Below are 14939 nucleotides of genomic sequence, written 5' to 3' on the forward strand. Positions count from 1 at the left end.
TTTGAACCAATTTGATCCACCAATTCCTAAATTGCCCCGTGCTAGAAATCCTCTTCGAAGACGAATACCTCGTAGCCATCAATAAGCCCTCGGGCTTACTGGTTCATCGAACTTCTATTGCAGCTGATGAAGCGGTCTTTGCCTTGCAAATGCTCCGTGACCAGATAGGGCAGCACGTATCCCCCGTCCATCGACTGGACAGACCTACAAGCGGGATATTGCTTTTCTCCAAACAAGAGCAAATATTACCCTTACTGAAGGAGCAGTTCTCCAATCGTTCAGTCCAAAAAACTTATTTGGCCATCGTCAGAGGGATACCGGCGATCAAATCAAACCTGATCGATCACCCCTTGACAAGCGAACGCTCCGGAAAATTGCAAGAAGCATTAACACATTATTCCGTTTTGAATGAGGCTGAAATTCCATTTGATACCACAGGGAGATATCCTAGCAGCCGATACAGTTTATTGGAACTAAAACCTGAAACCGGGCGAACCCATCAGATCCGGAGGCATTTGGCCCATTTAAGGCATTATATTATCGGAGATAAAAAACATGGGGACAATAAGCAAAACCAGTTTTTCGAAAAGCAGTTTGGACTAAAAAACCTACTATTACATGCGAGGGAACTAGAATTAAAACATCCTATATCACATGAAATCCTAAAAGTATCAGCTCCGCTTCCTTATCATTTCCAAAAAACATGCTTGGATCTTGGGCTCCCGAATGAACCCGACAGGTTTTCAACTTCAACATCCGGTTAATAAATAATTGACCGATCTTCAGAAACAGCCACCTATCAGGTTTTGGATACTATATCCAAGTACAGAATGGGATGCTTTTCCCAAAATTGAATTACTTTAGAACACACATTATTTAAACCCCCTATGAAAAAATCACTGATAGCATTATGCCTACTATTCTCCGTGACTTTCGTGGCCGAAGCGCAAAAGAAGAAAATTGATAAGAAATTTGATGAAATAGCTGCTATTGCTGACCTCAATTATCTGACTTCGGACGAATTGAAAGGCAGAGATCCTTCCTATCCGGAAATGGCCATGGCTTATAACTATATTGCTATGCATCTGGAAGACGCAGGTGCAAAACCACTTCCCGGTGCTGACGGCTTTTTCCAAAACATCCCTTTCCGCCTTTCTTCGCCACCATCCAAAGGTAAGATTACAATTGATGATTCAATATACAGTCAGGGCGATAATCTTTTAGTACTTGACGGTGAATCTCTCAGCGGTACCTATGAACTGGTGGATGTAGGTTTTGGCACACCGGAAGACTTTGAAGGAAAAGACCTGACTGGTAAGATAGCCGTAAGCAGCGTGGGTGCTCCGGACAAAATGAGTCCTGCGGAACTGTTTTCTCTGGGCAGTGAAAAAACAGCAAATGCAAAGAAACAAGGGGCTGTAGCACTGATCGAGCGATTCAACATCCCTTCAATCCCCTGGCAACTGATTTCCAATTACTTAAACCGGGATCAGATGGGAATAGATCAAGGCGAGTCCAGCAAGCTGCCCTACATCTGGGTGAAGGACATCTCAAATGCCCTTCCAAAGAAAATCGCAAAAGGAAATGCGGAATCCGTAGTTCTTCAAATCGAAGGGAAAACCAACAAGCCAATCGAAGGGAAAAATGTGTTAGCCTGGATAGAAGGCACTGACAAAACTCTGAAAAATGAGTTCGTGATGCTATCAGCCCATTATGACCATGTGGGTATAGGCAAACCTGACGCTAAGGGAGATTCCATATACAATGGCGCAAGGGATAATGGCATAGGCACAGTAGCTGTAATGAATGCCGCAAAGTTTTTCTCTGAAAACCCTCCAAAAAGATCTATTCTGCTAGCGCTCTGGACAGCTGAGGAAAAAGGGCTGTTAGGAAGCCGGTACTTTGCAGAGAATCCACTGATTCCTCTAAATCGGATCATCTACAACCTGAATATCGACGGAGCTGGATATAATGACACTTCGATCATAACAGTAATCGGACTGGGCAGAACCAGCGGTGACGGTTTGGTCATAGAAGCTGTGGAAGATTTTGGTTTGAGAGCAGTGGAGGATCCGGCACCTGAGCAAGGACTATACGATAGATCCGATAATGTGAATTTCGCCAAAGAAGGCATCCCTGCTCCTACTTTCAGTCTTGGATTCACTGCCTTCGATGATGAAATCAACAAGTACTATCACAAGCCCGGAGATGAAGTGGGTTCTCTGGATCTGGATTATGTGACACTGTATTGGAAATCCTATATACTGGCCGCTCAAAATATCGCGAACTCCGCCGAACAGCCAATCTGGGTTGCCGGTGATAAATATGAAGAAGCAGGAAAAGCACTTTATGGGGACAAGTAAGGCTTATTGAAAAAGTCCCAGGTATGCCAACCCCTCCCTCCCGTCAGGCAAATTCAAGGCTGCCGAGTGAAGATGTATTCCTATTACTTCGAATGAGACCAACGCAGAAGATGGTATAGCTGAGGCTATAGCTTAAAAAAATCCTGATTCTGGTATTTTTTGATGCACAGATAAAAACCTCTTGCCATCAAAAAACTTGGGCTTGCTGACAAACCACTCGCATAAAGCTAGCAATCTACCATACCAGCCTGAATGAAAAACCAGGCTGGTATTTTCAAACTACTAACTAACCAAGGAATCCTAAGCATTCTACGACCACTGATCGAGCCCGTGGCAATTTTATAAAACATCAACTATACCATTTACCCATAATTGAGTTCTGGGCTTGTCTGCCCCGCATCAAAAGACAAGGGGCACAGTCACGAATCAATCTCAATATACCGTGGTTAACACTACCAGTCGCACCTCAGAAGTGATTTCTATATTTTTGAATTTAGCAGGGTTTAAAATGAGGTTGTTCTCATCTCTGTCAACTAGGTTTGTTTTGTAAATACCTAGGGCTGTTTCCCCAAATTCTGCTGCCTTATTTTCAAGATCAGAAAATGAAATAATTCCTGCATCCAGCCCATATTCCTCATATCTTCTAAAAATAATTTCAGCGCCTCCTGCGGTAAAAAGCTCCTTGCAAATGCTGTTTACCCCACGTTGCAGAGCTACCCCTGCCAGGAGGTTACTCAGGATTAACGGACTTATAATTACCTCGGTTTTGTATTTTCTGAGCAATGCCTCGTTTGCTGGGTCAGATAGTTCAAGGAGTATATTGGGTTTTTTACCTGTATTCTCCAATAACTCCTCAAGCAGCACATAGCCAACAATTGTTCGGGCATCTGCCTCCTCCTTTTCCAATACCCGTTCACTACTCACCAATAGTACATTGTCGTAAGCTGAGGGATTTAAGTTTTTTAGTACGCTTTCATTTACGTAATCTTCCTCAATATGTCCTAGCTTAACCCGCTCAGTAAGGTTCTCTATCTTTTGAAGCTGTATAATCCTCTTTTCCTTGGGATATACTGCCACCATGGTGATTTCATAGTATTCATCTTCGTAGGTACAGAGTTCTCGTACCAAAGCTGGTATGTGATGATTCCAGCCCAATATTAGAATTTTGACTACTCCTTCCTGCTCTTCTATTTTGAGTTTGTGCTTTGTTTTAACTGGTGATCGCTGTTTAGCAGAGTCAAGAGGATTAAAGTTAATATGCGAGGAATTCCTGGCAATAAAAACGAGCCGATCGTCTTTTTCTATATTAAAATCGGAAGATACATTAAGCATGGGGGTCAATTCCCCATCCTTAAGTCTCACAATACCTAATATAATTGCTTTCGGAAAAGCCTTCCTAAGCTCGTAGATACTTTTCCCTACTGCTTCCGGATATTCGCGGCAAAATATATTGTTGTTTACGCTATGGGTCAATAGCTCATTATATACAGCAGACAAGCCGTGGTGGCGTATATTCTGAGCAAGAAGCCTACTGATCATTGTATTGCTACCGATGACTTCCATCGGCCCGGAATATGCACGGTAAGCAGCCTTAATTTTACTTTGGTCCTGTATCTCCGCTACTATATAAGGGAATCTACCTTTCACCGGAGAATCCACAGCCTCAGCATTTAGGGAAAGAAGGGTTTTTATGGTTTCCACATCTGGGGTTATCAACTCTCTATCTGTATATGATGAACTGGGTATAATGATAGCAGCGGCATTCAAACTGTTCACCCTTTTGAGATGTTCCCGGTCAATAGGGATTCCCGTGCGTAATACAATTTCATCTGCTCCATTCCCAATCAAGGGGTTATCGCGTAGTTCCTGCACATGGCGTGGACTTACGTCCTCAGCCAGAATGATAAGATTCAGCCTTCTGGCTCCATAGAACTTCAAAAATCTCCGCAATCTGCCCACTGATTGAAAAATTTCACCAGCTGTGTGAATAGTTTTGGCATTCCAACCTAAAATAAGGATATGGTTCTTGGTTGTTACCGGAGTCAAACCTTGCTCCAAGTTTCGGATTTTTGAATTCATCCAGGTAGTAATGATAGCTACCATGGAACCTAAAAAAACCACATATCCCAACACGGTGAGTATCGTTGAAACCAGCCTTCGCCAATTCCCTTCATCATCTCCCAAATACCCTGGATCTGACAAGCGTAAAAAAGCCCACCAAACAGCTTCACTGATAGTCCCGGTCGGGTCTCCAGATGGCAGAACCAATATGCCTCCTAGCAAAGATATCAGCCCGATCAATGCGGCGACAAACATCAGCTGCACGTGGGCACCTTTCACAAACTGACGCTCTAAAAAAAAATTGAAACTGTCTCTGACTCTAAATCTCTTCATGTGTGGAATGAGTAGTTTTTATAAAAGCTATCAAAACTGCTTTGAGCATGGAGAATAGTTAAACACCTTTTTCGGCTGTACATGTATGAATCAATGACAAAGATTAATATAAGCAATTCCCCTTCATTTTTAAGTAATGGCGACAGATTCTTGGCAGATGAATACAAGTCAATTAGTTTACACTTTATAATTGTAAAAATGAAATATTCTTAAAAAGCATTGAAAAAAAATCACCCAAACAACATTCCTGCGATGGTAGCTGTCATGAGGCAGGCAAGTGATGCAGCCAGCAACGATTTAAGACCAAGGCGGCTAATATTTGCCTGCTGGTTTGGAGCAATTATTGCTATACCGCCCAATTGAATGGCAATAGAACTGAAGTTAGAAAATCCACATAGGGCATATGTCGCTATAACAATGGATTTGGGACTTAAACTCCCTATTTCCTTCATTTCCGAGAGGCTCAGATAGGCTACAAACTCATTGATTACCGTTTTCTGTCCCAGCAGACTACCTACCTGTAGAGTATCCACCCAGTCCACTCCGATCACCCAGGCAAAAACCCTGAAAATCTGACCAAACAAATACTCTAATGAAAACCCCTTAAACTGACCATCAGTAGTTCTGGCCACAAACTCGTTGAGCCCGGTAACGTCTCCTAAGATTCCCATTAATAGATAATTCACCGCTGCAATGACAGCTATAAATGCCAACAACATCGCCCCTACGTTCAGTGCCAGTTTCAAACCTTCAGAAGCTCCTATGGACATCGCATCGATGAGGTTCACACCCATTGCTTCCTCATTCACTTCCAGCTTATCGTGAACCAGTTCTTTTTCCACTTCAGGAATAAATATCTTGGACATGACTATCGCCGCCGGAGCATTCATGATACTGGCTCCAAGTAAATAAGCGGCAAACTTGCTTTGCTCCTCCAGGCTTTCTCCACCCAAAAATGCTACATAACCGGCAAGAACACCACCTGCGATCGTGGCCATCCCGCCAGTCATCAAGCACATCAGTTCTGATTTACTCATTTGTGGAATAAAGGGACGGACAAGTAAAGGGGCTTCCGTTTGCCCCAAAAAGATATTTCCCGCTGCGGATAAACTCTCAGGGCCGGAAAGCCTCATCGTCCTGGCCATCACCCACGCTATGCCAAAAACTATTTTCTGAAGGATCCCCAAATAGTATAACCCGGCTGAAACTGTGGAGAAAAATATAATCGTGGGAAGTACCTGAAAAGCAAAAATGAAACCATAACTATCCCCTGCCAAATCCCCGAATATAAAAGCGGCCCCGTCACGACTGAAACTTAGAAACTTTACAAATCCCCTGCTGACCATGGCAAAAGCGCTTTCGACGATAGGCACCTGGGTGATCAGGAATCCAAATACCAATTGGAGTAAAATACCAATTCCTACCAATCTCCAGTCGATTCTCTTTCTGTTGCTTGAAAAAATAAAAGCCACCAATACAATGACGGCCAGACCAAAGACACCTCTTAAATAATCCATTCAGTAATTATTGCAAATACGGCCTAAAAATAAGGAACGCAGGTTCATAAAACAATCATGGTTTAAGAGGTTAAGCTATAAATTGAGAATTCAGGGTAAAAAGTGATAGCTGTGATGATATTTCAGCACAAATCTCACGACTTCGACCACCCTCAATGCAGCCTCCCGACTACAGGCAGGTCAGAAGACTTGAACTAAATTAGGAATCAGGACAACTATGTACTCTGAGAAAAACCTTGTGTCCACTGCGGTAAAAAGCAAAAAAAACCCGAGCTAACCCGGGTTTTAAATTGAATTAGTTCCTCTTATTGATTTCATCACGGATCCTGGCTGCCCGTTCATAATCCTCATTGAGTATAGCCTTGTCCAGCATTTGATTAAGCTTGTCCAAACTGTAATCCTTTAATGAGGGCTCTTTTTTAGTAGTAAACTTTTGAGTCGAAGGTTTTGGCTCTCTTTTTTCCTCTTTATTTTCTACCTCATAATGCTCCACAGCTCCTTCAGACATTGCCTTTTCGGTACAATATACAGGACATCCAAACCGTATTGCAATAGCAATTGCATCAGATGGACGGGAATCAACATTAACCTCTGTGTCAGAACTTTTACATTGAATCCGGGCATAATAGACGCCTTCTTTCATGTCTGTAATTACAATCCTTTCAATATCAAAATTAAACCCGGTGGCAAATGATCTGAATAAATCATGGGTCATGGGTCGGTTTGGAATTATCTTTTCGATTTCTAAGGCTATCGCCTGCGCCTCAAACATACCGATCACGATCGGCAGCCGCCTCGCTCCCCCCACCTCGCCTAGCACCAAGGTAAATGACCCAGATTGGGAATGGTTGGACGAAAGTCCTAAGATCTCAAGTTCTATGAGTTTTTCCACAAAAATCTACAATTCAGCTTTAAATGCTTCGTTAAGTTTCGGCACTATCTCAAATGCATCTCCTACAATTCCATAATCAGCAGCTTTGAAGAAAGGTGCATCAGGGTCTTTATTGATTACAACAATGCATTTTGATGAGTTGACTCCTGCAAGATGTTGAATAGCTCCTGAAATTCCTATCGCCAAGTACAAAGATGGGGCGACTTTTATTCCCGTTTGGCCTACGTGCTCATGGTGAGGCCTCCATCCCAGATCAGAAACTGGCTTGGAACAACCGGTAGCAGCTCCTAAAATAGACGCCATTTCTTCAAGCATACCCCAGTTTTCCGGCCCTTTCAGTCCCCTACCACCTGAAACCACTATATCTGCTTCAGGAAGTAGCACATCACCGGTAGCACGCTCAGTAGAAGTGATCTTGGATGCGAAATCCCCATCACTGATTGAAACATCAAAGCTTTCTATCTGTGCATCAGCCCCGTTTTGTTTCAGGTCGATCGCATTTTTTTTGATCGCCAGAATTTTGTTCTCAGTTGTTACAGTCGTTTCCGCAAACGCTTTGCCTGTATAAATACTTCTCTTAACAAGATATCCTCCTTCAGTCTTAGGCAGCTCTACTACATTGGATACCAGTCCAGCTTTTAGCTTAATGGCAAGCCTAGCCGCCACAGCATCACCTAAAGATGATTTCGCCAACACCAATGTTTTAGAACCCACCTCCCCAAAAGCCTGAGCTACTGCAGATGCATGAGCTTGAATCACACCTGCGTCCAGTCGGCTGTCTGCCCCGTGAAGCACTTTAGATGCGCCTGCTTTTCCTATTGAAGCTAGTTCGGAATCATCAATAGTTCCAAGGGCAACTGCCACCACGTCTCCTTCTCCAGTCTGGGTAGCCAAAGCGCTTGCAAAAGACACTGCCTCAAGGCTGGTCTTTTTTACTTTCCCTTCAGCCTGTTCTATATATACTAAAATTGACATAATATCTTAATTTAAAATAAGTTATAGGGTTTATATTAAAGAACTTTTGCCTCGTTTTTCAAAAGTCTCACCAACTCGGCCACATTATCTTTGTCCACTAGTTTGACCGCGCCTTTGGCCGGAGGAAGCTCATATTTGCTTGCCTCAGCCTGTGTTTCCTGAGAGATAGGTTCTACGACATTCAGAGGCTTGGTTCTGGCGGACATAATACCACGCATATTTGGGATTTTCCATTCAGCAATTGGCTCCTGACAACCTGCTATCAAAGGAAGATCCGCTTCCAGGAGTTCTTTTCCGCCTTCGATTTCCCTGGCCATTTTCACGGTAGAACCCTCTATATCAAGTTTCATCACCGGCGAAAAAGACGGTAAGCCCAACAGTTCCCCTACCATGCCATGAACCATGCCTCCGTTGAAATCAATCGACTCCCTTCCCATCAATATCAGGTCATACCCACCTTCTTTCGCATAGTGGGCAATCTGCTGGGCTACAAAATATGAGTCCTTCGGAAAAGAATTTACCCTGATAGCATCATCCGCACCGATAGCCAAAGCCTTTCTCAGCGTAGGATCCGAATCCGCTTCTCCTACATTCAAAACAGTTAACTTGCCGCTGGATTGATCCCTCAACTCTACAGCACGGGCCAAGGCATAGTCATCATAAGGGCCAATAATATATTGAACTCCGGTAGAATCAAACTTGGTATTGCCGTCCGTAAACTGAATCTTTGAGGTAGTATCGGGCACGTGGGTGATACAAACAAGAATCTTCATTGGTTTAGAATTAGATTAGTCTAGATTTATTTCCCGTGAAAATAACAGTAAGCACTTAATTAAAAAAACTATTGATGAGCAATCTGGACAGGATACAGATACTAAAGCAGTTTGCAGAAGAAGAGCCGGCAAATCCATTCAATTGGTATGCATTGGCGATTGAATATCGTGAAGGGGATCAAGAAAAAGCCTGTAGTCTATTTGCCAGGCTACTCGTGGAGCACCCCACCTACCTTGCCACCTACTTTCCGGCTGCCCATCTTTATGCGGAAATGGGAAAAATAGAACCTGCAAAAGAGATTTTTGAAAATGGAATAGCGTTGGCCCGGGATCAAAAAAACATCAAAGCGTTACAGGAACTTCAAAATGCTTATCAGAATTTTCTTTTTGAAAACGATTTGGAATAGAGTATTCTTCTTCTCTATTAGGGAGATTTATAAATCTGGAATTCACAAACTACTAAGAATATAGATTGAAAAATCTACGGGTATCCGCAGCTTTTTGCGCATAAATCTACGGGAACCAATTATCTTGAAGTTTCTAATCTCCATTTAATTTATTAAACACAATGCTTCAATGATCACCCAACAAGAAATGCTGGCACATTTTATCCCTATTCTCGAGAAAAGTGGCAAGCGATACAAAAAGAAAAGTATGATCCGGGCAAAAAAAGCCCAGGCAGGTCAACTAGTGGTGACAAAGACCTCAGATGGGCAGGAAACCCAAAATACCGCAGAAAAAGGTGATTGGTTGGTAGAAAATCAAACAAGCAGCAATGAGCTCTATCTGGTAAAGGCGGAGACATTTCAAAAGAAATATACACTTGTCCAATCTCTGGAGAAAGGCTGGGGCTGTTATCAGCCTAAAGGTGAAACAACCGGTATAATAGTCACCGATGCACATCTGGAAGCCTTAGGAGCTACCAAAGTTCTGGAATTTCAAGCACCCTGGAGAGACACGATGATTGTCAAAAGCGGAGATATGCTGGTAGTTCCACCGGAGAAAAATGAAATTTACAGAATTGCCAAAAAGGAATTTGGAGAGACTTACGTGGCGATCTAAGGAACCAGTACAATTTTCCCCATTTGCTTACCATCCCGCATCTTATCAAAGGCTTCCACGGCTTGTTCAAAAGGGAAAACTTGATCGATGATCGGTTTTATCCTATGCTCTCGCACAAGTGAAACCATACCCTCAAAATCCTGATCAGAACCCATCGTTGTTCCCATGATTTTCAGTTGATTCCAAAAGATTTTCCTTGCTTCCAGCTTACTCGGGTTGCCCAAGGTAGCTCCATAAAATACGATTTTACCACCAGGTCTAGTCACTTGTATCAGTTGATTCAAGGTATCTCCCACTGCTCCGTCTATGATCAAATCAAATCCTGCAATTTCCTCGGTAGCTACGGATCCCCAGTTGTCATTTTTATAATTATAAGTATTGGCAACACCCAGTTCTTTAGCCTTTTTCAGTTTTTCATCACTGCTGCTGCTTGTGGATACTCTCGCACCTAATGCAAGCCCAAACTGAACCGCAAACTGAGCCACCCCTCCACCGAAACCTGTCACCAAAAGATTCTCTCCTGGCTGAATATTTCCCTGATAAGTGACCGCACGGAATGCCGTCAGACCTGCAAGTGGCAGCGCAGCAGCCTGTTCCCATTTAAGATGCGAAGGCTTTGGATATAGTCTGTCAGCTGGAACGATTACCGTCTCTGCAAAAGTCCCATTTTTGGGCATGCCCAAAATCTCAAAAGAAGTGCTTTGCACTCTTTGATTTTCTCCCCAATTTATTGCTGGATTGATTATCACCTCTTTTTGAAGCCAATCCTTAGTCACACCCTCTCCCACTTCCGTCACTATCCCTGCACCATCCGAACCGAGAATTACTCCGTCCTGAATATTGGGATAAAGTCCTTGACGACACCATTCATCCCGATGATTCAAGGCTGCAGCCCTTATCAAAACCCGGACCTCCCCTTTATCCAAAGCCCGGTCTTGAACTTGGGTCAAAGAAAGTTTGGAAGTTTTTGATCGATCGAGTGTGATTGCTTTCATAGTATGGTAGAATTAGAATACATCTTCAGAGTTGTTTCTGTTCAATAAATCCTCTCCATCATCACTGTTGGCCTTACTTTGAAGTTTAATAGTATTTCCCGAATCAAACTCTGAAACTCCACTTGATTGAGCGGCAAAAGTAGGACGGTACACTGCATTACCACCCTGTGGATCCATCATGTTTCCGAAACCATCCAAATCCTGAAACTTAGTATATCTACCTATGAAGCGAAGCCTTACCGTGTCCAATGAACCATTTCTATGCTTTGCAATGATTACTTCCCCCACACCTTGTGTAGAATTACCATCCTCATCTTCGGTAATCCCATAGTATTCAGGGCGGTAAAGGAACATAACCATATCAGCATCTTGCTCGATGGCTCCTGATTCCCTCAAATCCGAAAGTTGTGGCCGCTTATCCCCACCTCTGGTCTCCACCGCTCTGGAAAGCTGGGAAAGAGCAATGACAGGGACTTCCAACTCCTTTGCTATTTTCTTCAAAGCTCTGGAAATACTCGCGATTTCCTGTTCACGGTTTCCCCCACCTCCACTTTTAGAGTCTCCCGACATCAGCTGCAGGTAATCGATTACGATCATCTGAATGTCGTGCTGTGCTTTCAGTTTTCTACATTTGGCCCTTAGTTCCAGAATAGATAGTGCCGGGGTGTCATCTACGAAAAGAGGTGCTTTGGAGAGTTTGGCGGTTTTGTGTACCAGCTGGGCCCATTCATGCTCTGCCAGTGTCCCTTTTTTGATTTTCTCGGAATCCAACTCTGCTTCCGAGGAAATCAGACGGTTCACCAACTGCACCGAGGACATTTCCAATGAGAAAATAGCTACCGGCCTGGAATGATCAACTGCCGCATTTCTCAGCACTGAAAGTACGAAGGCTGTTTTCCCCATTGCAGGACGGGCAGCTATAATTACCAGATCTGACTTTTGCCATCCCGAAGTAACCCTATCCAATGCCGTCAACCCTGAAGGAACTCCTGTGAGTCCGTCTTTTTGTCCCTTTCTCGCTTCCAGTTCAATGATCGCCTCACGCATGATGGACTTCATGTCAGAGTAGTTTTTACGGATGTTTTTTTCTGATATCTCAAAGAGATTCTGCTCCATTTTATCCAATAACTCAAAGACATCGGTAGTCTCCTCGTAAGCGTCTTTTTGGATATCCGAGGCTATCCTGATCATCTCCCTCTTGATGGATTGCTCCGTGATAATTCGGGCGTGGTATTCTATATTGGCAGCAGAAGCTACTTTGGAGGTGAGTTCGGTCACATAGAAAGCCCCTCCGGCAATTTCCAGGTTTCCGCTTCTGCGAAGCTGGGAAGTGACCGTAAGCAAATCTATAGGTTGGCTTTCTGTAAATAAGTCAAGGATAGCCTGAAAAATCACCTGGTGGGAATCCTTGTAAAAACTTTCCACCTTCAGAATATCGATTACATTGGTCAGCGCATCCTTCTCCAGCATCAGGGCACCAAGCACAGCTTCCTCAAGATCAATAGCTTGAGGAGGAACTTTTCCTAGTATATTGGAATTTTGGTGATTAGGTTTACTTCTGGTGATGCGGGGATTGCTACTTTTTTCAGACATAGAACAAATGTATTGGGAATATGGCAAGAGTTTTAAACAATTTTTGCCTAAGTTATCAACATTGCAAAACCTCAATAATCACGCCTTGGCACCCTAATCTGCGTTCAATTTTGAAAATCTTTTGAATTAGACAAGTCATCCCCCTCAGCAGCCAATTATTATTTTTAAGTTTGGAGTAGAATACCTACCCCTTAATCAATTCAATGAACAACTATCACTTTATAGCAATCGGTGGAGCTGTAATGCATAATTTAGCCTTGGCGCTGGTAGAAAAAGGCTATCAGGTAACCGGTTCGGATGACGAAATCTATGAGCCTTCCAGGACCAGGCTGGAAAAAGCCGGGATTTTGCCCGCAGAATACGGCTGGTTTCCGGATAAAATAACCAATGATCTGGATGGCATAATCTTAGGAATGCATGCGAGAATAGATAATCCTGAACTTGTAAAAGCCCAGCAGCTAGGCATACCTTTATATTCTTTTCCTGAATTTATTTTCAATCAAAGCCAAAATAAAAAGCGGGTGATCGTGGCAGGCTCACACGGCAAGACCTCCATCACTTCTATCATATTACATGTGCTGAAAGACCAACAGGTCGATTTTGATTATTTGGTAGGCGCTCAGATTGAAGGTTTTGACCTGATGGTGAAGCTCTCTGATGCTCCAGTAATTATTATTGAAGGGGACGAATATCTGACTTCTCCATTGGATAGAACGCCAAAATTCTTCCACTATAAGCACGATATTGCCTTGGTAAGCGGAATCGCATGGGATCATTATAATGTGTTTCCGGATTTTGAAGAATACAAGGAACAGTTTCGGCAATTGATGAACCTGACTCCTGATTCGGGTGAATTGATTTACTGTGAGGCCGATCCTTTAGTGAAAGACGCAGCGGAAAAAAGTAAAATCAAAGCAGCAAAAACTGCCTACAAAGCGCATCCTGCTATCATAAAAGACGGAAAGACTTTTTTGGAAACGGAAGAAGGCTTAATCCCGATTTTTATTTTCGGGGAGCACAACCTGCAAAATCTCCAAGGAGCCATGGATATTTGTCTGTCCTTGGGATTGTCCAAGCAGCAATTTTACGAAAGCATCCAAACGTTCAAAGGAGCAGCAAAACGTCAAGAGCTTTTGGTTCAAACTGAAAACTCCGCCCTTTTCAGAGACTTCGCACATGCCCCGTCCAAATTAAAAGCCACTGTCTTAGCAGTGAAAAACCAATTTCCCCATAGAAAACTGATCGCAGTGCAGGAACTACATACCTATTCCTCACTGAATAAGGAATTTTTGCCTAATTATGCAAAGTCAATGGAGGCTGCTGATCAGGCAATCGTGTACCTTGATCCACATGCGGCAGCATTGAAAAAACTGGAACTGATGGATGAGGAAACCTTACGCGATGGATTTCAAAGACCGGATCTTAAATTATTTACTGATAGTAATGACCTGAAGGAATACCTTCTAGCACAAGATTATAAAAATTCCAACCTACTTTTGATGAGCTCCGGATCCTACGATAAAATGGATCTTGAGCCTGTAAAAGCTAAATTCAAATAACCATGAAGTTAAACTTGAAAAATCCCATTGCATTTTTTGATCTGGAAGCTACGGGAGTCAATATTTCCACAGATAGAATAGTGGAGATTTCCATAGTCAAAGTAAAACCTGATGGAGGACAGGAAATCTATACCCGAAGAATCAACCCCACCATCCCTATTCCCCTGGAATCATCTTTGATTCACGGCATTTACGACAAGGACATCAGAGAAGAAAAAACGTTTAAGGAACTGGCAAAAGAAATTTTCCAGTTTATCGGCCAAGCTGATTTGGCAGGCTTCAATGTACTCAAATATGATATTCCCTTATTGGTTGAGGAATTTCTCCGGGCTGGGATAGAATTTGACTTGGATAAGCGTAATCTACTGGATGCCCAGAAAATCTTTTTCATGATGGAGAAAAGAAACCTAACCGCAGCATACAAGTTTTATTGTGGCCAAAATCTGGAGAATGCCCATAGCGCAGAAGCAGACACCCTAGCTACTTTAGATGTCTTTAGAGCACAGGTAGAACGCTATCAAGGGGAGGAAATGGAAGATCTTCAGGGGAATAAAATCGGAGTGTTCGAAAATGATATGAAGAAACTCCACGAGCTGCTCAATGAGAAAATGGTTGACCTCGCAGGGAGATTTGTATTCAACAACGATGGAGAAGAAGTGTTCAACTTCGGAAAGCAAAAAGGCAAGCCAGTGACCCAGGTACTAAAAGAGGAACCTGGCTACTACGACTGGATGATGCGGGGCGATTTCCCGCTGGACACCAAAAGGAAACTTACACAGATTAAACTCAGAGGCTTTAACATGTAACAAAAAAACC

Annotated in this window: 13 protein-coding genes; 6 read left to right on the top strand and 7 right to left on the bottom strand. The window is 43.0% G+C overall.

The window, feature by feature from the left end:
• Positions 1-38: 38 nt before the first annotated feature.
• Positions 39-764, top strand: coding sequence for a pseudouridine synthase (locus tag LZF95_RS15915; protein WP_233756094.1), 726 nt, complete (start codon positions 39-41; stop codon positions 762-764).
• Positions 765-887: 123 nt separating this feature from the next.
• Positions 888-2363, top strand: a complete 1476-nt coding sequence (locus LZF95_RS15920; RefSeq protein WP_233756095.1) for a M28 family peptidase — start codon at positions 888-890, stop codon at positions 2361-2363.
• A 432-nt stretch (positions 2364-2795) separates the two neighbouring features.
• Here the strand turns inward: LZF95_RS15920 and LZF95_RS15925 are convergent, their stop codons facing one another.
• From LZF95_RS15925 to LZF95_RS15945, 5 genes are all read right to left on the bottom strand, one after another.
• Complete coding sequence (locus LZF95_RS15925; RefSeq protein ID WP_233756096.1) at positions 2796-4757, bottom strand: hypothetical protein; 1962 nt, start codon at positions 4755-4757, stop codon at positions 2796-2798.
• A gap of 230 nt (positions 4758-4987) precedes the next feature.
• The gene (locus LZF95_RS15930; protein ID WP_233756097.1) at positions 4988-6274 is read right to left on the bottom strand and encodes a NupC/NupG family nucleoside CNT transporter; all 1287 of its coding nucleotides are present in this window, start codon (positions 6272-6274) and stop codon (positions 4988-4990) included.
• Between the two features lie 295 nt (positions 6275-6569).
• On the bottom strand, positions 6570-7166 hold the full coding sequence (locus LZF95_RS15935; protein WP_233756098.1) for a bifunctional nuclease family protein: 597 nt from the start codon (positions 7164-7166) through the stop codon (positions 6570-6572).
• Between the two features lie 6 nt (positions 7167-7172).
• Entirely contained in the window at positions 7173-8141 is a 969-nt protein-coding gene (locus tag LZF95_RS15940) for an electron transfer flavoprotein subunit alpha/FixB family protein (RefSeq protein ID WP_233756099.1), read from the bottom strand.
• A gap of 35 nt (positions 8142-8176) precedes the next feature.
• Positions 8177-8914, bottom strand: a complete 738-nt coding sequence (locus LZF95_RS15945; protein ID WP_233756100.1) for an electron transfer flavoprotein subunit beta/FixA family protein — start codon at positions 8912-8914, stop codon at positions 8177-8179.
• Between the two features lie 74 nt (positions 8915-8988).
• Between LZF95_RS15945 and LZF95_RS15950 the strand changes: the two genes are divergently transcribed.
• Both LZF95_RS15950 and LZF95_RS15955 read left to right on the top strand, forming a co-directional pair.
• The gene (locus LZF95_RS15950) at positions 8989-9321 is read left to right on the top strand and encodes a lipopolysaccharide assembly protein LapB (RefSeq protein ID WP_233756101.1); all 333 of its coding nucleotides are present in this window, start codon (positions 8989-8991) and stop codon (positions 9319-9321) included.
• A gap of 169 nt (positions 9322-9490) precedes the next feature.
• Positions 9491-9976 (top strand): hypothetical protein, encoded by a 486-nt coding sequence (locus LZF95_RS15955; protein WP_233756102.1) that lies wholly within the window; start codon positions 9491-9493, stop codon positions 9974-9976.
• Here LZF95_RS15955 and LZF95_RS15960 read toward each other — a convergent pair.
• Together LZF95_RS15960 and dnaB are read right to left on the bottom strand one after the other, a co-directional pair.
• On the bottom strand, positions 9973-10971 hold the full coding sequence (locus tag LZF95_RS15960) for a zinc-binding dehydrogenase (RefSeq protein WP_233756103.1): 999 nt from the start codon (positions 10969-10971) through the stop codon (positions 9973-9975). The genes LZF95_RS15955 and LZF95_RS15960 overlap by 4 nt on opposite strands.
• 12 nt (positions 10972-10983) lie before the next feature.
• Positions 10984-12564 carry a replicative DNA helicase gene (gene dnaB, locus LZF95_RS15965; protein ID WP_233756104.1) on the bottom strand — a complete coding sequence of 527 codons (1581 nt, stop codon included), beginning with the start codon at positions 12562-12564 and terminating at the stop codon, positions 10984-10986.
• Positions 12565-12767: 203 nt separating this feature from the next.
• Here dnaB and murC point away from each other — a divergent pair, with 203 nt between their 5' ends.
• Together murC and LZF95_RS15975 are read left to right on the top strand one after the other, a co-directional pair.
• Positions 12768-14123 (top strand): UDP-N-acetylmuramate--L-alanine ligase, encoded by a 1356-nt coding sequence (murC, locus tag LZF95_RS15970; protein ID WP_233756105.1) that lies wholly within the window; start codon positions 12768-12770, stop codon positions 14121-14123.
• Positions 14124-14125: 2 nt separating this feature from the next.
• The gene (locus LZF95_RS15975; RefSeq protein WP_233756106.1) at positions 14126-14929 is read left to right on the top strand and encodes a 3'-5' exonuclease; all 804 of its coding nucleotides are present in this window, start codon (positions 14126-14128) and stop codon (positions 14927-14929) included.
• Positions 14930-14939 lie beyond the last annotated feature (10 nt).

Source organism: Algoriphagus sp. AGSA1 (genome assembly GCF_021390545.1).
Classification (GTDB): Bacteria; Bacteroidota; Bacteroidia; order Cytophagales; family Cyclobacteriaceae; genus Algoriphagus.